The sequence below is a fragment of the Flavobacterium geliluteum genome, from assembly GCF_017948595.1.
Lineage (GTDB): Bacteria > Bacteroidota > Bacteroidia > Flavobacteriales > Flavobacteriaceae > Flavobacterium > Flavobacterium flavipigmentatum.
In genome coordinates, this window is record NZ_JAGFBV010000013.1 from 1 (window position 1) to 20130 (window position 20130).

The following is a 20130-nucleotide window of genomic DNA, read 5'->3' on the forward strand; positions in this document are numbered from 1 at the left end:
TCGATTCCATTACTCTTATTCTTTTGTTCTAACATCTCTGTTAAAACGGCTGTCAATTCAATATGTCTACGAACGTGTATTTCTTTATTCTTTTCGCTTTTCGTTGTTTCTCAAAGCGGGTGCAAAAGTAGAAAACTTATTTCTAACTGGCAAATGTTTTTGAAGATTTTTTTAAAAAAATTTCTTTTCCTTTTTTACTTCTCAACCTTACCAATCTATCAATGAACTTTCCGTGTTTTGCGGGGTGCAAATGTAACATCTGTTTTCAAATCTCACAAGCTTTTTACAATCTTTTTTTGAAAATATTTTTTCGTTTTGATTATCTTAACTTGTCAGTATCTCAGTGAACGTCTATCGCTGTTGCGGGTGCAAAAGTAACACCTTTATTTACATTTACAAGACTTTTTACCACATATTTTAATCCTTTATTAAAACTTTTTCTTAACTTTCTGATAACACCAAACTTAGCTTTTATACCTTTTTAGCATTTGTAAGAATTGTCATCGTACGATTGAAGATTCTTTATTCATCTCTTCGCTTAGACTCCCGCTTTTGTACACTTCCTAGCTTTACAAACCCTTTTTTAACCAATTCGAAACTACACCTAAACAACACTTTTTTCTCCTTAACACCATATTTAAACCTTTTAAAACGTTTTAATCGTGAATGCAAAGGCGATATCTTTTCGTTTGTATGTAATATATAGTATAAGACTTTAATAATAGCATGATGCTTTGTTCTTATATAGTATTAACTACATCTCTTCCTATGAAAACAACAACCCCTAGCCCTGATAGAAGTGGAAATCCTTTTGTGACGGGGTTCGGCACAAAAGATTGAAACGAAGAGCAGGAAATAGCTACTCAAAAAATACATTATATATAGGTGTCACTTTCTGCTTTTAAAGGCGAAATCTGCCGGGAAACGCTCTTTTGAAAATTTGTATAATCTTCTTGTTTATTATGACCTTTATATTAAATCTAATTATTTAGATTTGCTTTTGGAAACAAAATACCTGCGATATCTAAAAAGACCCACTTTTTAGAATCTGCAGGAACTCTTAAAAACCCTACTATGATGAAAACTTTACCTTTATTATTTATTGCACTTTGCCTTGGTGCTACGCAGTCTCATGCTCAGATCAAGATTACTCCGATTACGTATAAAAATCATGAGCACTTTATTACTACTACTATTGGCTATCCTGTTGACGGTATTTTTACGGTTGGTGACCAAAAGGAACCTATCATACAACTGAATCCTGATGGAACGGGTATTTATCAGTCTGAAGATCTTACTAAAAAAAATATTAATTGGGGGATTGAATGCTCTGAAGAAGGGATTCCTATTTTTAAAGAAGGGTTTAATAGTGCTTCGTACTCCTTTTGGTACAAGCCTTCGGATGAGGAAAACTGGACTACAACGCAGTTCTCTATACATTTTAATAAGAGAAAAATGTTTATCATGGGCGAACGCGTTAAAGAGTATGTTGATTATAATGATTTGCCAAAACCGAAATCTAAATAATCGGAAACATTTATTCGAAAAATTACTACAAAAAAGAAAACGTTTTCGTTAGATTTTAATTGTAGGCAAAAAATTCCGCATTTAATTTCACAAAATTAAATATTATACTTAATTTTTATTTAATTTGCGATAAAATTCAATATATCATACAATGGTTTCAATCACACGCCTTTTTGATTTTCCTTACTATCAACAAGAAAACTACAATACAGAAGTTGCCTTAGCCACCAAACAAAACGGTGTCTGGGAAAAGACTTCCAGCCAAGAATATATTGCAAAAGCAAATGCTGTTTCGAGAGCATTATTGCGCATGGGCGTTCAGAAAGACGACAAAATAGCGTTGATCACTTCGAACAATCGTTCCGAATGGAACATCATGGATATTGGTATTCTACAAACTGGTGCTCAAAATGTACCTATATACCCAACGATTTCTGAGGAAGATTACGAATACATATTAAACCATAGTGGCAGCATGTACTGCTTTGTTTCGGATGAGGAAGTGCTTCGCAAAGTAAATTTGATTAAAGCCAACGTGCCGAGTCTGAAAGAAGTATATTCTTTTAATAAAATCGAAGGCTGTAAACACTGGTCTGAATTACTGACTCTTGGCGAAGACGCCAGTAATCAAAGCGAAGTAGAAGCCCGAAAAGACAGTATTACCGCTGATGATTTGGCTACTATCATTTATACGTCTGGAACAACGGGCAGACCAAAAGGTGTGATGCTTTCGCACCGAAATATTGTTTCGAATGTATTGGACAGTGCACCAAGGATTCCGTTTGATGCGGGCAAAAGCACTGCGTTAAGCTTCTTACCTATCTGTCATATTTTTGAAAGAATGATTTTGTACCTCTATCAATATTATGGTGTGTCGGTTTATTTTGGAGAATCTATTGAAAAAATCAGTGATAACTTAAAAGAAGTTCGACCAACTGTGATTACCGCAGTACCGCGACTTCTTGAAAAAGTTTACGATAAAATTTACGCAAAAGGCGGAGAATTGTCAGGTATCAAGAAAAAACTATTTTTCTGGGCTATTGATTTAGGTTTGCGATATGAGCCATACGGCACCAATGGTGCTTGGTATGAATTTCAGTTGAAGATTGCGAGAAAACTTATTTTCAGTAAATGGAAAGAAGGTTTGGGAGGCAATCTTGATTTGATGGTTTCCGGAAGTGCTGCTTTACAGCCTCGTTTGGCGAGAGTTTTTGCTGCTGCCGAAATTCCGGTAATGGAGGGTTACGGTTTATCTGAAACTTCTCCCGTAATTGCTGTAAACGATATTCGAAACAAAGGTTTTAAAATTGGAACCGTAGGAAAAGTGATTCGCAACGTAGAAGTAAAAATTGCCGAAGATGGCGAAATCCTTTGCAAAGGCCCTAACGTAATGATGGGCTATTATAAAGATACCGAAAAAACAGCCGAAGCTATGCAAGGAGGTTATTTTCATACGGGAGATATTGGCGAAATAGACAGCGAAGGCTTCCTGAAAATTACCGACCGTAAAAAAGAAATGTTTAAGACTTCTGGCGGAAAATACATTGCGCCTCAGTTGATCGAAAACGCAATGAAACAATCTCGCTTTATTGAGCAAATTATGGTAATTGGTGACGGCGAAAAAATGCCAGCAGCTTTTATTCAGCCTAATTTTGAGTTTGTAAAAGAATGGGCGAAGATTCATAAGATAGCTTTAGGAAGTACCAACGCAGAAATTGCTGCAAATCCTGAAGTAATAAAACGTATTGACAGCGAAGTAGAAACTATAAATGAGAAGTTTGGAAACTGGGAAAAAATAAAACGTTTTGAGCTCACTCCAGATGTTTGGTCTATAGACGGTGGCCAGCTCACTCCTACTCTTAAACTAAAACGTAAGATTATCAAAGAAATCTACAAAGATCTTTACGCCAAAATCTACGATCATAATTAATCAAAATAGTATATAACCACCAAAGGCCTTCTTTCTGAGAAGGCCTTTTTTATTTTTTATTTCTATTTTAAAATTCCGTTTTAAAATCAACTATTTATTAAACATACGTTTTATCAATCTGACTTAAAATAGTTGGATCCTGAATTTCATCATCTTTTGCAAACAATAAAACTTTAGACATTACCTCAGCCGATTTCGGGTCATCATCTGCAAATGGAAGAAACAAACGGCCTCTGTGCTGCGAGTGAATTGGCAGTACCGATAAATATTTTCCTGGAATTTGATGCACTACTGCACTTCCTAAATGAATACTGTACTCGCCCATTTTTCCCTTGACAATGGCATGATTTTCTTTGATCTCGACATTTTTGATTTTAAACAAGCGCAATGTTTCTCTCAATAAAACACCTCTCATTTCGATAGAAGAATGGCTCACTTCTGGATCAACGCCTCCAACATGAGCAACACTTACTACCAAATCAATATCTCGCATTACTTCTGAGAAAATTCTCGGGTTTATGTCTTCAAATGCAATGTTTTTATAACCTTTTAGCGAATGAAACTCAATCGTTTCTAAAGTAGGACTTTCGACATCTGCGGGCGAGAACCAGTCGGCTAGCGCGTACATTTTTACCTGATAGCCTTCTTTATGGAAAACTTTCTGCAGTCCTTCCTCATAATCAACTTTCCATCCTCTGGTTTTTAGTAAAGCCAAAGTTTGGTTGGGCTGTACCTGATGTCCGGCATAACGTCTTGAAATTGATTTCTCTTTTAATTCGTCTGGAGTTGGAACATATAATTCTCTGAAAACCTGCTTAAACGGCTGCTGTAATTTGTTATCGAAACAATAGCTTTGAAAATCTGTCCAGACATTATTTTTATGCAGATCATAACAATGCGCAATTCTAAAAGTCTGATTTTCATTTATTGAATTAACTTCGCCTAAAGCCGTAACCAGATTTCCATCAATATAAAAACCAATTTTATCATCATTGGTAATGAAAACTAATTTTTCTAAATGTTTCGAAATAATTGGGTGCTCAAAAAGATGCTGCATTTCGGCATATAAAAATTCGTCCCCACGAATCATACTTTCTTCCAGTCCTTTTCTCGAACGTGTCCATTGTTCGCGCATCGTTTTTCTGTAATTGGTCAATTCCAGGATTCCTTTGTCTTTTTTATATTTTGGCGGAATCGCTTTTAGCTCTTTATCTGCTTTAAAAGTAACCAGGTCTGCTTTTCCTTCTTTATTAATCACCAGATTTACTTTTATATCATCTAAAACAACTTCAGTTTCTTTTGATAAAATATTCTGAATTTGTTTCGTTTCCATCGCCCAGGTCAAACGAACGGGATCTGGATAACCTGCATTTCTAGCTAAATTTTCTAACGCCACACGAATTGCCAAAGCTTCACTCGCCTGTTTCATCGAACCAAATTCTTTGCTTTCTTTTTTAAACTGTTGCAAATATTCATAGCGCGCCAAAATATCTTTTTCCGGACTCGCTTTGCTTAAAGGAACCAATCCGTAAACTCGTAAATAATCCTGATCGCGTTTGTCTTTTACTTTGGCTATTACTTCCCTTATTTTTAAATCACCCGTAATCGTGTCTGCATACAAGCGCGCACGTCGGTGTCCGTTTCCGTCGGTTACATATTTTGCCGATTCGTACAGCATTTCCCATTTGGCTTTGCCTAATTGTTTGTAAGCCGATACGAACCAGTTTTTATCAACCGCTCCATCTTTAAAATCCTGAAGATCGATAGATGAAAACTTCGCCATTTCACTTTCTAGTTCCGAATTTTCGGCACTGTAACTTGCTGTTTTCGTATGCGCATGAAACCACCAAATTCCTTCATCAAGACCTTTCCAGTTTAAATAATTGCTAATAAACTTCTGCCATTGCGGTGCATAAATTGCGGCCTGAATTAATCTTTCTTCAGAGATTTTGGCTTTTTTAATGGCCTCGTTAAAAACTTCCTGCGTGTCTGAATCCAGCGGATAACATCTTTTTAACAAATAACTAAACAGTTTCTGCTTCGTTAATTCGGTGTAGCTCCACGAATAAATATAGCCTTTATATAAACTTGATTTTCCGAGTGCTGTGAGCATTTCTACCAAACGATTGATGCCGAAAATCTTCTGGAAACTCTGAACCAAATGTGTAACCGATGTATTCGAATCGCCTCTTTTGACTTCAATATCCAAAAAGGTTTCGCGGATTTTAGCCATCATCGGAACCAAAAATGGAAATCTTTTTATTAAATCTTCACTTCCAAAATGTCTGTAATGTTTGGTTTCGCTGGTTAAAACAGAGATTCTTTCACTTTCTAAAATACCTTCGTACAATTCACCTTCGGTAATTAAATTTTGCTCAAAAGCCACGCAATACAAATAAATTGTTGGTTTAGTGTAAGGAATATTTCTTTCTAATCCGTTTAATTGTCGCCATCTGTGTAGGTTCCAAATCTTATTATTTTGTTCTTCTGACAAATCATGGAAACTGATTGTATTCAGATAAATATCAAAAAAGCCTTGATTCTGCCAACCATTTCCGTTATCTGAATTATAATAGTATTCGTCTTTTGATGGTTTGTATTCAAACTCTAAAACAGATTTTGGAAGATCTGCATATAAGGTACTGCAGGCGTCGATTAAAAAATCTACTTTTTCTTTAAAGGAATATTTAAGCTGTAAAGCATTTAAAATTTGTAAAATAGCATTGTCCCAATCGTAACCTCTTTTGTTTTGATGCGGCAGTAATTCTTTAAAATAAAAAACATGTTTTTCCAGAAAATCACGCCAAATTTTTCGGTCGCAATTGCTTATCAGCGTCATTAAAAACAAATCCTTTTCAGTTAATCCCGAATGCTCAAACCAGCCCGACCAAACTTCATATAAAGGATAATTTGTCGCTGCGATTTCAGAATCTTTGTTGTCTTTTAGATTTTTTACAGGCCTAAAACTATTGGACAGTAAAACAGTCGATTTACTATTGTCGTAGTTTTCGATTTCGTATTCGTAATTTTTGTTTTCTTCGTATAATTTATACAATTTAGAAATCTCCGATTGTATATGAGACATCGATTTGGAGAAACCGTATTGATGTTCTTTAATCGATTTTACATATAAAGAATCTGCTTTCGGTTTTGGCAGTGCATAAGGCGAAACTTCATTTGGAGTATAGAAACCAAATCCGTTTTCTGCGCTTAGAATATTTTTCTTTTTTGAAGGCTCTAACTGCTCGATAAATTTGGTTTCTTTTTCGGTGATTTTCGGTCGAGCAGAATATACCGCAACCCAGTCATTTACTTTATCGGTAAGTTTAGCATTTTTTTGCAATTGCAACATCAAATCTAAAACGGACATGCGCTGCTCTAAATCACCTTTTTCTAACGTATTTTCTACAAAAGAAGTTATTTTTTGATCTTCTTGTTTTAATAAAATTGCGGTTAAGTTTTTCTTTAAATTAGAGTTTTTACGTTTGTATAATTCCTGAAAAATATCCAGTTCCTCTTCAGTTAAACTCAAATTATTCAAAGTATTTATTGCCGAAGCTACCAAAGATTCTCCCCTGTCTTTTAAGATGCGAAGCGCAAAATTTCGTTGAAAATCGGTTGGTTCTTTTTTGCCTTTTTCGCCATTGCTTTTAAAGTTGTAAAAAGAATAACAATAATAATCACCCAAAATTTGTCGGGTTAGTTTTTCTCTTAGGCTGATGGCAAAACCTTCAAAATGATTTAGAATAATTTCTAATCTTTCGCTGTTATCACCAATTAAATTTATAGCTGCAGAATACAATGCATCTTTCTCAAACTTAGCATTCAGCCACGAAAACACCTTCCCCTCAAAAGTCTTTTCTTTTTCGGTTATTGTCTGTGTGAGATTGTAAACTTTATTGAAGAAATTAGGATAATCTGCATTTTCAGCATAATATCTCGATTTGGCATTGGCCTCAAGCAAGGCATTTAATCTCGGAAGCGCAAATGCCAAAACCTGAAGATTTTCATCGTCTAGCGCTTTAAAATACAACGGCATTTCGATATAAGGATCGTTGGTTTCTCCTCCAAATTTCAAGGCCAGCGATTTCTTTTCGATCGAACCTTTCTCTAATAAAAGCTGCAGATACGGAACGGTTTTTTCGACATCAAAAACACCCTGAACCCAAAGCGCCATATAAACTTCGTTGTTGTTTTTACTCTGAATTCCCGCCGGAATCGTTTCGGGATTGGAGAAATATCCATACGCCAGATTGATGATGTTTCGAACCGTAGTTTCTTTTTCAGAATCCCAGCCCAAACCTGTCCAAGTATCAATGCTGCGCACGACAGATGAAAAACGGGTTAATTTATTATCGATAATCACCTTTATCATATATTGCAAAGCGCCAATACTGGTTTCGTCCAGCGCTTCCAGAACCGTTTGTCGTAAACCTTCCTGACGCTGTGCAGCCAACAAAAGTTTTTCGACCAGTTCCCAACTTTCTTTTTTCTCGCTGTTTAAAAGTGCTTTGATAATGTTTCGCGACACTTTTCCTCTGGGGTCTTTATTGAAAATAATATCTTCAAATAACTGAAACAGATTTTCTTTATTCAAATCTATAGCCGCCGACCAAAGCATGAACTGATTCGTAGAACTTGAAACTTCAGTATCAAAACGAATTTGTTCCTCAATATCTAAATCATAATACACGCTATTGCTGTCGTGGTAATTATAAATATTTGGACCAGTAAGCAGCGAACGCAAAAAATTAACCTGATTGACAAGCAAGTATTTTTTATTGTTTGGCGCCCTGAACGAACGTCGCGCATAACCGCTCTGATACATTTTTTGAGGCAGTCGGTTCCAGGCTTCTTTTACATAAACAGCATTTTGTTCACCAAAAAAGTAAACCAAAAGATCGTAGTATTTTTTATTTTCCCACAAATCTTCTTTTACCCATTTTTCGAATTCGGTGCATTCTTTAGAACCCAAAGATATATAGGTGTTGTAATAATTGTCTTTTAGCTTTAAAAGTTGCAGACCAAACTCGGCTACTTCTTTTGTAAGCTTTGTTTTTAATAATAATTTCGAAACCAAATTGCTGTTTACAATTTCTTCCAGTTCCTTTTTAAATCTCTTAATTGGATTTTCAATTACCTTGTTTTTCAGAAGATCTTCTATCGTCATAATTTTATTTTATTTGTGAGATGTGAAATGATGTGTGTGAAATGCGGGTGTCTGTTTTTTAAAATATGATATGCAACAGAATCAAAACTAATCATTGAATTATTATTTATCTGACTCTTATCTTCTTGCTTTTCACATTTTACAAAAAGCATTTTACAATTAGATTACCAATAACTTCCCGCCAAAAAAGTCAGCCTGATAAAAGTGATGGATTTGTTTTGGGATAAATCGATTTCCTCGTTTAAAGATTCGAGTTGGTCATCTCCTTGAAAAAGAGCGTATAAACCATCTTCAAAAGCGACAATGGCATTTTCCTGTGCTTTGGCAATATCTACTTTGTTATGGTTGTAAACGGCTCCAAAACCTACTTTTCCGGTATCGGTTAAAATGGGAAGGTAATTTTCTTTTGGAAGATGAATTGTATCTTCATCTTCCCATTCAAATGAAGAAGCATGAAATAGCTCGACCTGATGTTTTACAATTAATTCTAAGAAAGTACGAACAGAAACAACCGAATCGGAAGTATCTAAACTGATGCTTTTTTCCTGAAGTACAGGATGCTTTTTCCCTAACTGCTTGACGGATATGTTGATATTCATTTTTTACCGGCTTTTAATTGAACTTGTAAAATAATAAATTAAAAAATACGATTATACTGCGATAACTTATTTTAATGTTAAAAAATTACGTTGACAAGTTGAAAATAAAAGTAGTTTTTTATTTCAAAAAAATACCCCGCCAATTGGTATTTGCGGGGTTTGGGTTTTTATTGGTATAATTCTTCGTGGATTTTGATTAAATTTCAAGATTTAAAATATGCAAATTGTAATGATTTGTTTTTCCAAAATATTAAAGATTTTTTTTCCTCTCCGTTTATTTTGAAATTAATTGGTTTAAATGGTATTTCGATAGCATCAATACCATAACTGCCACTTACTTTTCCGAGTAGTAATAGCTCGTGCTCGGGTGCTAATTTAATCATATCTAAAAATTTGCCCGCACCAATACCTATTGTAGCCAAGTTTAATAAATTACTTATAGGACATTTTAATTGGAATTCTGGGTCTAAAAGCAAACTATGTAATGGACTAGGATTTATTGATGCATTATATCGAACTTTGTCTACTTGTATATTTAAAAATAAATCTTCTCCTTCTTGTCTTGGAGTTATCGATATTTTTGAGTTAACTTCTGGAATATCTACATTTATAGTACTGGAAATCTTTTTATCGTAGTTGGTAAAGCAAAAAAAGATATTCCCTAAATCAATTGGTTTTAATTCCAAATTAGCTTTTAATTTTGCATCAACTCCTCCTGAATATTTTAGGATGATTTCTGAAAGATCAGGATTAAAATTAAAAGAGTTAAGATTAATCGTTGCTTTTCCACTTCCTGACACATCCCCTTTAAATCTCCCTAAAGCTAAAAGACCAGTCGTTTCTCTCCAAATATTACATGCACCTACTTTTGCTTCATTTTCTACTTGATTCGCAATGCGAGCAGTTTCACGAGCAATTTGCCATGCGACTCTTTCCGCTTCTACTCTAATTCTACAAGCTCGTCTTGTTGCAGCACATACAGGGTCTTCCACTCTAATTCGTGCCCAAGGAGGTCCTATTGTATGCATACAATCCCAATTACAACTGTCTCCATTAAAATTAGGATAATTAAAATCAGTTCTTACTTTTTGACAATCAATATCTGCTTTTTTTACCTCTAATTTTTCATTGAATGTCGCCTCAGGAATAATGAAATTTTGTTTCAAAATTATTTGCTTAGACAACGTCTCATTTAAAATATTTGAAATTTCTAATTTGCTAATATTTGTAACAGCTAAATGTTTTGTATCAATCGGTTCAAAAATGCTTATCCATGTACTATCATACTTTTCATTGAATGTATTAAATATCTTTTTCAATTCTAAATTAGTTTTCTCAGTAATTGCCGGAGTAGTTAATGTATCCATTGTTGGTTTATCTTTCATCAATTGAATCATTACTGAAATGCCATCAGATTTTATACGAATGCAAGATTTCTTAATAAATCGAGTTGCTTTTAATGAGTCAGCTATAACTTCTGTATTTGGGTCTTTAAACATTTTTTTGAGACTCACTTTGTAAGTCTCCCCCCAACCAGTATAGATTACTGTTGGTTTTTTTAAAAAAGCCCCATTTAAATTTTCAATGTAGTTTTTAAGAATTGGAGAAATTAATTTTGCTAAAGTTTCTTTTGGTAATTTTGTTTTTTTTCTAAACTTTATGCTCTTTACTTTTAATGAATTTACTGCGCTTCTTAAATATAAGGAATCTGATTTAGTAGAAACTGCAGTCAAACCGTTTAAATATCCTTTGATTTCTATGCTTTCTTTGGGAATTTTAATTTTTGCATTTTCATTTAAAATTTTAATTTCTACATCATTTTTGGGAATAAGAATTGAAAAATCAGCTCCAATAAGAATACCTTGCCTGTCCAAAGATACTTTTGGTTCAATATTTTGAATTATAATGTTTTCATCATCGATTGATTCTGCTTCATTTTTGATTTCTGTAGGTAAATATTTTAGGATAATGTCTTTATCAATATTTATTCCTACGTGTGGTTCAAAGTCCGATATTTCTACAAGGTTTCTTTCAATAGATGCGTATTGTTGATCAATTGTAGAAAGTGGAGGAAATTGATTATTTATAGCCGTTTTTAGAGGTTTGCAACTTGTAAATGCAATTGCAGCTACCAATATCGAAAGGTATTTAGTGTATTTCATAAAAATTGATTTTAATGATTAGAAATTGTCTAAGTTGTTTTTAAAACTTATTTACAACGAACTGCTTAGCAGTATTTTTAATTGTAAGGTCGTTTGCAGTACCTAATTTTCTTCAATTCCTTTATCCAAACTTATTTTCTTAACTTTAGATAAATTGTACGTTATTCCGAAAAATTTCCCAAATTTGAATTGGCTTTGTGTAGGTATAGTTCCGGAGTCACCCAAATTGTAAGAGCTACCAACTTGATATCCATCTGCAATTCTATCAACTTTTCCCATAGAAATACCTGCCGAAAAAATAATACGTTCCTGCTTTCCTAATATAGCCCCAAGACCCAGAAGTACTTGTAGCTTCTGATTTTGAGTTATTACTGCACCAAAATTAAGGGTTGGAACCACCCACGAATTCATTCGGATATAAGTGTTAATTGTAGAACCAAATGCCATGTCATAATCTCCACTATTTTTTAGCATGATGATTTTATTACCTGAAGTTGCCGGATCGTCTCTTTTATCATATTCTGAATCATAAAGTGATGTGAAAAATATTCCGGCACTAACATCTATTTTTAAGCCTCCTTTAATCCATATATTATAAGGAGTTGATGCGAAATTAGCGTCTTCCTCTTTTGTTTCTTTATTAAAACGACTCAATTTAAATTCTAAAACATCGATGTTTTTACCTTGGATATCGATTGGTAAAGTATAAATATCTAAATTGATAGTGTAGAATTTTTGTATAATTGATTCAATACTTTTCTCAGATTTTTCTTTTGTTTCAAGTAAGTTTTTTTGCGTATCTGAGTAACTAGAACTATTATCTTCAATATTTTGTAAATCATTTAATAAACTATAAATCTTGCCTAATTGTATTTTTGAATTGTCTAAAAATTCTTTCCTTTTAACATTGTAATCATCTTCAACAAGCTTGCTTTTTTGCTTTAAAATTTCATAAAAATTTTCTACTTGAAAGTTTAAACTATCTATACTTTTAATCACATTTTCGTTTTCTTTGATAATTCTTTTTATAGAATCATTCAGAAGAACTAGTTCTGGAATTTCATTATTTACTAGTACTTTTATTCCTTCAATAATACTATCTAGCTTTTTTTTGTCATTAAAAAAAGAAAGCTCTTTCGTGTCAATTTTATAAGTGTGCTTTAAAGGATTCCAATTTATTAATTTAATAGAGACTAGATCTCTAGATCTTACAGAAAGCCATTTACTGCTATCTAAAGCGGTAGATAATGAATCTGTATAAATCGTAATACTTTTTTTGTGTGGCTTCCCTAAATCGACTTCTATGACTTTGGTTGCTACCTGGCTATAACCAATAATTCCAAAGAATAAATAAAGAATAATTAATGTCGTTTTCATGATTTCTATGTTTTTAGTTGATGTCCCAAATGTATTTACAGAACTCCATATCAATCAATTACCCGTTTGGGTGATATTTTATTTTCTTACATTCTTATATTTTTTTGTAAGTTTATTGAATGTTAATTTTATATCCGGATTAAGCTTATTTTTAAATATCACCCAAAAGGGTAATTGCGCTCAATGGGCTTATTACTCAACTTTGTAATGAAAATATAACACCATGAATATAAGAGTTGCTATAGTAGAGGATGATAAAAATTACAGTCAGGCGCTGAAGAATATCATCGACTTTCAAGAAGATATGGAATGTGTAGCTCAGTTTTTTAATGGTAAAAATGCTTTGCAAAAATTGGAAGCCCTCGAACCAGACGTGGTTTTAATGGACATTCAACTGCAGGATTTATCGGGTATTGATATTGTTTTTAAACTAACAGAGTTAATGCCCAGCACTACTTTCGTCATGTGTACCAGTTTTGAAAATGATGAAAAAATCTTTTCTGCCTTGCGTGCCGGCGCGAGTGGTTATCTGGTAAAAGGTGATTCTTTGGCTAAAATCATTCAGGCGATTCTGGAAGCACACAAAGGTGGAGCGCCCATGAGTTTTGCTATTGCCAAGCGTGTTTTACAGCATTTTCAGGAATCAAAAGTACAAGTACAAAGTTTAGCATTACTGACTGTAACCGAAAAAGAAGTGCTGGAATTACTGGCGCAGGGACTTCTGTATAAAGAAATTGCCGATAAAAAAAGTGTCACCATTGACACCATTAAAAAACACATTGGCAACATTTACAGAAAATTACAGGTAAGCAACAAAATTGAAGCAATTAATAAATTTAACCACAAAAACTAAGAAATCATGGAATTAGAAAAATTACAAGACAAAGGAATTGATCAAAAAGACTTTTTTATAAAAAAAATTAAAAAAGAGATCGAAGATATTTTTGTTGAGAGATACAGAAATTTAGGAAAAGGTATTAGTGGATTAACTAAAAGCTTTTTTATAGATCTGGAAATATTTAAAAAGTTACTTAAAGATAATCAAAACAAAAAATATTGTAAGTTTTATTACATTCAAAAAGATACTTCTTTGAATATAGGTATATGCTTCTCTGATAACTACCAATGTACTATTAAAGAGAAGGAGGACAAATTATATAACTTATTAGGTGAGACTATACCAGATGAAAATTTTATAAAAATGAAAAATGATTTTGAGAATGGCTTAGCAGATAAATTATCTCCTTATACTAATAAAATTAAAGATGTTTTGACTTTTTACACTTTGGAAGACATTCAAACTTACTTTGAAACAATCAAAAATTCACACCCTAATATTACTATTAATGGCCTAAAATTTAACATGTGGCAGTACTGCCCCACCAATATAGATTCTAGACTTTCAGCAGAATTTATAAAAAGAAATAATAGAATATCTTTTTGTGTCCATGCACTATTTAATAAAAAAAATGATTTATATGATGAAGGTGATGCCTATGATTTAGGAAATCTAATGCCTTAATATGAATAGTATTTACGAAATAATATTACTTATAACACTACTAAAATCAATAGTTTTGGTTAGAAAGTTCAGTCTTTCCAGCCAAAACTATTTGTTCATATACCTTCTTATTACTTTTTTGGTAGAAGTACTTTCGTGGATCATTCTTTTAATAAATAAAGATTCTAAATTTAGTTTTCAATATACTGTATATTGTATATTCTGCATACTATTTTTCTGGTTTCATTATTCCAGACAATGCCATAAAAAACTAAGAAAAAAAGTCAATATATTATCTGTTATTCTCATAGTTTATGTTTTAGTATTCCCTAGCTTTTTGGGAGAAGACTTAGTATCAAGATTAGTCATTGCTTTACCTATTTTTTATATCTTATATTCTATGCTATGGTTTTATCAAAAAGTAGCTTTCCCATCCAAAGACAAAATTACAGATGATCCTAATTTTTGGATTTCAACCGCTTTACTTCTTTGGAGTTGTTTCTTTATTTTTAGAGTAATTCCGAGATATTTTTTTGATACTACAGATAAAGATTTTTTAATTTTATTGAGAGAATTGGTATATATCATAAATAGTATAATGTATCTTTTATTTTTCAAAGCTTTGATGAAATACGAAATCCTTGCAAAAAATCTAAATAAATGAGCCAGCTTCCACACGAAATAAAACTGACTTACATCATTGCCATCATCGTAATGTTCATTTTTGTATGTTTCATAATAATGGTGGTGTTTATTTACAATAAAAAGCAATTGATTCAACAGCAAGAAGATCAAATACGGGAAAGCGAATTCAAAAATCAATTGCTGCAGAAAGAACTAGAGCGGCAAAAAGCGATTCAGTTAGAAAGAGAACGTATCTCACAAGATATGCATGATGATTTAGGCGCGGGAATTTCGGCCATAAAACTTCAGGCTGAGTTTTTAAAATATAAAATGCCAAAGGAAAATTATTCCGAAGATTTAGAAGCGATTATCACTACTTCTGAAGATATGAATTTGGCCATGCGGGAAATTCTCTGGAGTTTGAATTCTCAAAATGATACTATTGGAAATTTTATAGAATACACCAGTTTGTATATTAAACGTTTTTTGGACAAAACCACAATTAATACACAATTAGATTCGAACGTTCTTGAAAAAGAAACCAATTTATCTGTAAAAGCAAGACGAAACCTTTTTTTAGTGGTTAAAGAAGCCATTCATAATGTGTACAAACACAGTCAGGCAACTAACATCCTTATCCAATTTGAGAAAACCGATACTTCTTTTAAAATTACTGTAACTGATGACGGCATTGGATTATCAGATAGTATTCAAAAAGGAAATGGTTTAACCAATATGTCTCTACGAATGGAGAGTATAAACGGAACTTTTAAGATTGTTCCTGTTCAAAAAGGATCTTCTTTGTTGTTTGTGTGTCCATTAGAGTATTAATATTCAGATTTTTTATTTGATACGATCAAAATTAAGATAATTAAAGAAAATTTATAATCAACTTATTTACACCAACGGATATTTTAAGCATTCAAAAGGCACTTTTTTTATTGGTACAATTCTTCCCGAATACTTATTAAGGTCTGAATAGCTTTTGCCTCATCTGGTTTTTCGGGCAAAGCAGAACTACTTCGAAAAGAATTAGATTTTGGGATTTTAGGTTTTGGATGGTCATGGTTTGTAGAACTGTTCTGTAATGTAGAAAACGGTGTCGATAAAATACAAATTACCTTCAAGAGTCAGTACGTTTTCGTCGTGTAAATCTTCCAGAATGATTCCTAAATCTGGATTAAAATAATCGTTGTTTCTTGTGTTCACAAAGCCATTTTCATTTAGAAATTTTTTGACAATGTCTAATTCTGTTAATTCATCAAATTTTATAAAATCCTGCTCAACAACGGCATACAAAACTTCTTCGGATTCATAAAACCCAACTAATTTGTAAGCTGTGTCTGGAAAAAAGAAATTATTCAATAATAAGTTATTAAAATAATCTTCCCACGATAAATAATAAATGGAATCATTGAGTTTAAAAACGGTAAACTCATCCTGATGAAGATACACCTTTTGCTCAGCACCACTGGAAACAAAAGAATTGATATTAATATTTGTATTCCAAAAATTATTTTGGTTACAATATTGCTTTATGATCTCTGCTTCTTCTCTTTTGATTTGCTTGCTGTCTTTAGCTTCGCAACCTGAGCCCTTGCTTCTTCTAAGGTAATCGGCGACCTCTTGGATAGCATCTCCATGCCTAACTTGGCTCTTTCCTGAAATGATATTTTGTAGTTCATTTTTCATGAATTTTATAATGCAAATATAAAGGTTTTAATGTTAGGATTTAACGAGCGATATACTTCTTGAAATAACTTCGAAAAGGATTAGGGTTTGGGGTTTTAGGGTTTGGATGGTAATATTGTTACAAAGGAATAGTCAATTGATTCATTACTGGAGTATATAAATCAATTTCATTTTCTTCGGTCTCTAAACTAACAATTAAACTATAACGAACTTTTTCATTAAATTTATTTTGTCTTTTCAAATTCTTGTACCAACCATTTTTAGGAAAAACTGCCAAAGTATTTCTTTCGGACATAACACGACCAGGCATTGTAATAAAATCTTTTCGGATTGAACCTTTTGAACTAGTATTAAATCCTATTTCCCATTCAGCACCGTTCCTTTTAGGTTTATTTTCTTTTGTTTCGTCTTCAGGTTTTGAAATTCTTATCTGAAATTCAGGAATAGTCTCATTTCTTTTAATCAAATCAAAATCTAATTGATGTGAATGATATGAATAATGTGTTGCAAGTCTTCTACTTCCTGGATTTGGCTCAATATAATAAGATAATGTTACAATTAGTTTTACTGATTTTTCTTCTAAACTTTGTAAAGCATCAATTGGCCAAGGAAGATTAAACAAATGATATTCTTTATATTGCCCTCTAGATTTTTCGTATTTATAAGGTTGTATTTCTCTTTCAGCTATAAGCGTCAATGAATTCTCAACACTATACATTGCTTTTTGAATACTCGGAACACCATAACCGACTGTTCGTAATAAATTTCTTTTAACTTGAGCATTTTTCTTCATTGCGTTAGTCCAATCAGCAGAATGAACCATTAAACCTCTTATAGTTTCAACCCAATAATTTGGGTAATTAGTTCTTAATTCCGCTGCCATTTTTGATGCTAAAGCTGCTGCTCCGCTAGTATCTCCAAAAGAAATAAACATATCATTAGCAAAATCGGAATCTGTAGTTAATAGCCTCAATTCTGAATGATCAGATGTATAAACTCCATCTGTAGATCTATTTCCTCCTTCAAAGACTATATCTGGCTTATTTGGCCAACTATTATCAAATAGAATTGAAGTTGAATTACTTGGAGACATTGCTCCATTTTCTACCAATGGTTTATAACCTGTTGAAATATCTATTTTATCTTTTCTTGTGTATGTACCAACAGTTAATGCGTTGTATGCTTGTCCAGGATCACTTATACTTTGTAATTCATTTAAAACTGGGTAATCATCGTGTTTATTTATTACGACATTTCCTCCACTTACAATAAATAATTGCTGTCCTAATTCCTTTCCAAAACAAATTTTATCAATAGTAGCTGAACTTGCAGATGGTCTACCGTTAAAAACATTATTTCTTAAAATAGTTAAACAATAAATCCTTAAATTATTTGGTTTATTTATTAATGGTATACTAACTGCATTTTCAAATTTGGGACCATCAAATTTTTCGTCTTCTTGAATATTATTAAATATTTTAAATGACTCTAAACCGTGATAAATATTAATATTTTCAGAAGAACTTAATGCGTCAGTTAAATCTCCATATAATGCTAAACCTGCAACACCAGTTCCATGTCCACCATTCGGATAATTATCTTGAACACCCCAAGATTCATTGTGAGAATGTAAATTTTCATCAAAAACAAAGTTTTCTAATAATGGATGTTTATTATTTATACCAGTATCTAATAAGCAGATTAACACACTATTTTCATTGAAACTATTTTCTGTCCTGTCTTTCAAATCGTTTAACCATTCTCTTTTGTCTTCATAAGATTCAATAAAATTTGCAATTTCTTGAGGTTTTCTTAATTCAGCCAAGTTATCCAGCAACAATAAAGAATCTGAAAGTTGTTTTGAAGTTGCTTTAACTAATTTAACAATATATTCTGCTAATTCTATTTGTGATTGTCCTATTTGACAACCTAAAATATCTAAATTATTATAAACACTATTTAATTTATCAATGCTATTATCTGACTTTCGAAACCAAACCTCCCACCAAACATTTTCATTTTCGTTTGGAAATGGAAAATGTAATCCATCTACCCAAAACGATTTTAAAGTAGCAATCTCAATACTTTTAATATTGTTTAATAATGCTTGATTTTTAAAATTCCCTTTTTCGGAATCTTTTGATGGATCTAGAAATTGTTTAATTTTTTTTATGAACTCAGAAACTCCATTTTCATTAACTACAACTAACAAAGAATATCTAAATTCTTTTTTCTCTTCGCTAATTCTTTCTTCTTCCTCAATTTTTAAAAGTTGGAAAAGAATTTTGTTTTTCCTGACACCATCTTTATCAAACTTGTCAAATTCAAATTTAGTACCCCATTCTGAAACAAACTCAATATATACAGAATCATCAATAAGTAAGTCAGAATTCTCAATCACCTGAATTTCAAATACTTTCTTTATTTCCTCAATTTTGTTAAGAAGGTAATTACCGTGTGACCTTTCTCTAGCTACTGGTTTATCAGAAATAAGTCTTTTAGGTGTTTTGTATATGTTTTCTTTGAAATGACCTTCAAATTTAATGTGTGCCTTATTTTTCATTTACAACATTTCTCGATTTTAATAATTTTTTCAACGTTGCTAATTCTAATTTATCCATATCATTCAAAATCATTTCTTTGATGGTATCATTACATATTCTAACAATTTCAGAATAGTTTAATCCTAAAGCAAGCTTGGATAAAACTTTATAATCTACTTTTGTTGAAAAAGAAAATGCTTTTGTATGTTTCTTTATTATTTCAACTATATGATTCTCATCAGGTAATGGATATTCTATAATTTCATCAAATCTTCTAAATAATGCCTTATCAAGAGATTCTGGCAGATTTGTTGCCGCAATTATTATACTATTACTTTGGTCTTTCTCAATATTTATTAAGAAAGAATTTAATACTCTCTTTATTTCTCCAATATCCTGATTTTGATTTCTATGTGAACCAATAGAATCGAATTCATCAAAAAGATAAACAGCTCTTTGGTCATTCATTGCATCGAAAATCAATCTTAGTTTTGCTATTGATTCTCCCAAATATTTAGACATTAAACCATCTAATCTTATAATAAAAACAGTGATACCCAATTCTCCAGCAATTGCTTGAGCGGTCATCGTTTTACCTGTTCCAGGTGCTCCTGTCAATAATAATTTACGCTTAGGTTCTAAATTATGAGCTTTTAAAATTTGCCATTTTTCTTGTTCTTTAATAACTTTATAAAGAGTTTCTTTAATATTTTCATCCAAAACCATATCACTTAAATTAATTTTAGGTTGAAAAACCTCAATTAATTCTTGCAATTCTCTTTTTGGCAAATTTAAAGGTAAAGCCTTGTTATGGATAGCACTTACTGACCTATCCTTTTTTGCTACATCAATTAGTTTTTTTAATTCTTGAGCAAATGTTGTATGTCCTTGCTTTGCTTCGGTAGCAGCAATTTGCAAAGCAATTGAAAAGAAACGACTTTCATCGTCATCTCCAAAAGACTTAATCAAGGATTTTATTTGGTCTGCTGCTGCCATTATGTTTTT

General features: G+C 32.2%; 12 protein-coding genes. 5 read left to right on the forward strand and 7 right to left on the reverse strand.

The annotated features are described in order from the left end of the window. Positions 1 to 1074: 1074 nt before the first annotated feature. Both J3495_RS09390 and J3495_RS09395 read left to right on the forward strand, forming a co-directional pair. Complete coding sequence (locus J3495_RS09390; RefSeq protein WP_236025430.1) at positions 1075 to 1527, forward strand: hypothetical protein; 453 nt, start codon at positions 1075 to 1077, stop codon at positions 1525 to 1527. 151 nt (positions 1528 to 1678) lie between these two features. Further along, on the forward strand, positions 1679 to 3457 hold the full coding sequence (locus J3495_RS09395) for an AMP-dependent synthetase/ligase (RefSeq protein WP_210666298.1): 1779 nt from the start codon (positions 1679 to 1681) through the stop codon (positions 3455 to 3457). A 97-nt stretch (positions 3458 to 3554) separates the two neighbouring features. Here J3495_RS09395 and J3495_RS09400 read toward each other — a convergent pair whose 3' ends face one another. From J3495_RS09400 to J3495_RS09415, 4 genes are all read right to left on the reverse strand, one after another. Beyond that, positions 3555 to 8627, reverse strand: coding sequence for a DUF4132 domain-containing protein (locus J3495_RS09400; RefSeq protein ID WP_210666299.1), 5073 nt, complete (start codon positions 8625 to 8627; stop codon positions 3555 to 3557). 164 nt (positions 8628 to 8791) lie between these two features. Then, positions 8792 to 9226, reverse strand: a complete 435-nt coding sequence (locus J3495_RS09405; protein WP_210666300.1) for a hypothetical protein — start codon at positions 9224 to 9226, stop codon at positions 8792 to 8794. A 203-nt stretch (positions 9227 to 9429) separates the two neighbouring features. Further along, complete coding sequence (locus tag J3495_RS09410) at positions 9430 to 11388, reverse strand: hypothetical protein (RefSeq protein WP_210666301.1); 1959 nt, start codon at positions 11386 to 11388, stop codon at positions 9430 to 9432. A gap of 102 nt (positions 11389 to 11490) precedes the next feature. Continuing rightward, positions 11491 to 12765, reverse strand: a complete 1275-nt coding sequence (locus J3495_RS09415) for a hypothetical protein (protein WP_210666302.1) — start codon at positions 12763 to 12765, stop codon at positions 11491 to 11493. A gap of 223 nt (positions 12766 to 12988) precedes the next feature. Here J3495_RS09415 and J3495_RS09420 point away from each other — a divergent pair, with 223 nt between their 5' ends. The 3 genes from J3495_RS09420 to J3495_RS09430 all read left to right on the forward strand — a co-directional run bounded on the left by J3495_RS09420 (position 12989) and on the right by J3495_RS09430 (position 15721). Then, entirely contained in the window at positions 12989 to 13618 is a 630-nt protein-coding gene (locus tag J3495_RS09420; protein ID WP_210666303.1) for a response regulator, read from the forward strand. 6 nt (positions 13619 to 13624) lie between these two features. Further along, entirely contained in the window at positions 13625 to 14287 is a 663-nt protein-coding gene (locus J3495_RS09425) for a hypothetical protein (protein ID WP_210666304.1), read from the forward strand. A gap of 639 nt (positions 14288 to 14926) precedes the next feature. Further along, on the forward strand, positions 14927 to 15721 hold the full coding sequence (locus J3495_RS09430; RefSeq protein ID WP_210666305.1) for a sensor histidine kinase: 795 nt from the start codon (positions 14927 to 14929) through the stop codon (positions 15719 to 15721). A 231-nt stretch (positions 15722 to 15952) separates the two neighbouring features. Here J3495_RS09430 and J3495_RS09435 read toward each other — a convergent pair whose 3' ends face one another. The 3 genes from J3495_RS09435 to J3495_RS09445 form a co-directional block, all read right to left on the reverse strand. Next, the gene (locus J3495_RS09435; RefSeq protein ID WP_210666306.1) at positions 15953 to 16582 is read right to left on the reverse strand and encodes a putative polyvalent protein kinase domain-containing protein; all 630 of its coding nucleotides are present in this window, start codon (positions 16580 to 16582) and stop codon (positions 15953 to 15955) included. 118 nt (positions 16583 to 16700) lie between these two features. Further along, positions 16701 to 19145: a S8 family peptidase gene (locus J3495_RS09440; protein ID WP_210666307.1), complete on the reverse strand. Its 2445-nt coding sequence runs from the start codon at positions 19143 to 19145 to the stop codon at positions 16701 to 16703. Continuing rightward, entirely contained in the window at positions 19135 to 20121 is a 987-nt protein-coding gene (locus J3495_RS09445) for an AAA family ATPase (RefSeq protein WP_210666308.1), read from the reverse strand. The genes J3495_RS09440 and J3495_RS09445 overlap by 11 nt, the downstream gene beginning before the upstream one ends. Positions 20122 to 20130: the final 9 nt, after the last annotated feature.

Coding starts and splice junctions, on each gene's coding strand:
- J3495_RS09390 (WP_236025430.1), top strand. CDS start 1,075: ATGATGAAAACTTTACCTTTATTATTTATTGCACTTTGCCTTGGTGCT.
- J3495_RS09395 (WP_210666298.1), top strand. CDS start 1,679: ATGGTTTCAATCACACGCCTTTTTGATTTTCCTTACTATCAACAAGAA.
- J3495_RS09400 (WP_210666299.1), bottom strand. CDS start 8,627: ATGACGATAGAAGATCTTCTGAAAAACAAGGTAATTGAAAATCCAATT.
- J3495_RS09405 (WP_210666300.1), bottom strand. CDS start 9,226: ATGAATATCAACATATCCGTCAAGCAGTTAGGGAAAAAGCATCCTGTA.
- J3495_RS09410 (WP_210666301.1), bottom strand. CDS start 11,388: ATGAAATACACTAAATACCTTTCGATATTGGTAGCTGCAATTGCATTT.
- J3495_RS09415 (WP_210666302.1), bottom strand. CDS start 12,765: ATGAAAACGACATTAATTATTCTTTATTTATTCTTTGGAATTATTGGT.
- J3495_RS09420 (WP_210666303.1), top strand. CDS start 12,989: ATGAATATAAGAGTTGCTATAGTAGAGGATGATAAAAATTACAGTCAG.
- J3495_RS09425 (WP_210666304.1), top strand. CDS start 13,625: ATGGAATTAGAAAAATTACAAGACAAAGGAATTGATCAAAAAGACTTT.
- J3495_RS09430 (WP_210666305.1), top strand. CDS start 14,927: ATGAGCCAGCTTCCACACGAAATAAAACTGACTTACATCATTGCCATC.
- J3495_RS09435 (WP_210666306.1), bottom strand. CDS start 16,582: ATGAAAAATGAACTACAAAATATCATTTCAGGAAAGAGCCAAGTTAGG.
- J3495_RS09440 (WP_210666307.1), bottom strand. CDS start 19,145: ATGAAAAATAAGGCACACATTAAATTTGAAGGTCATTTCAAAGAAAAC.
- J3495_RS09445 (WP_210666308.1), bottom strand. CDS start 20,121: ATGGCAGCAGCAGACCAAATAAAATCCTTGATTAAGTCTTTTGGAGAT.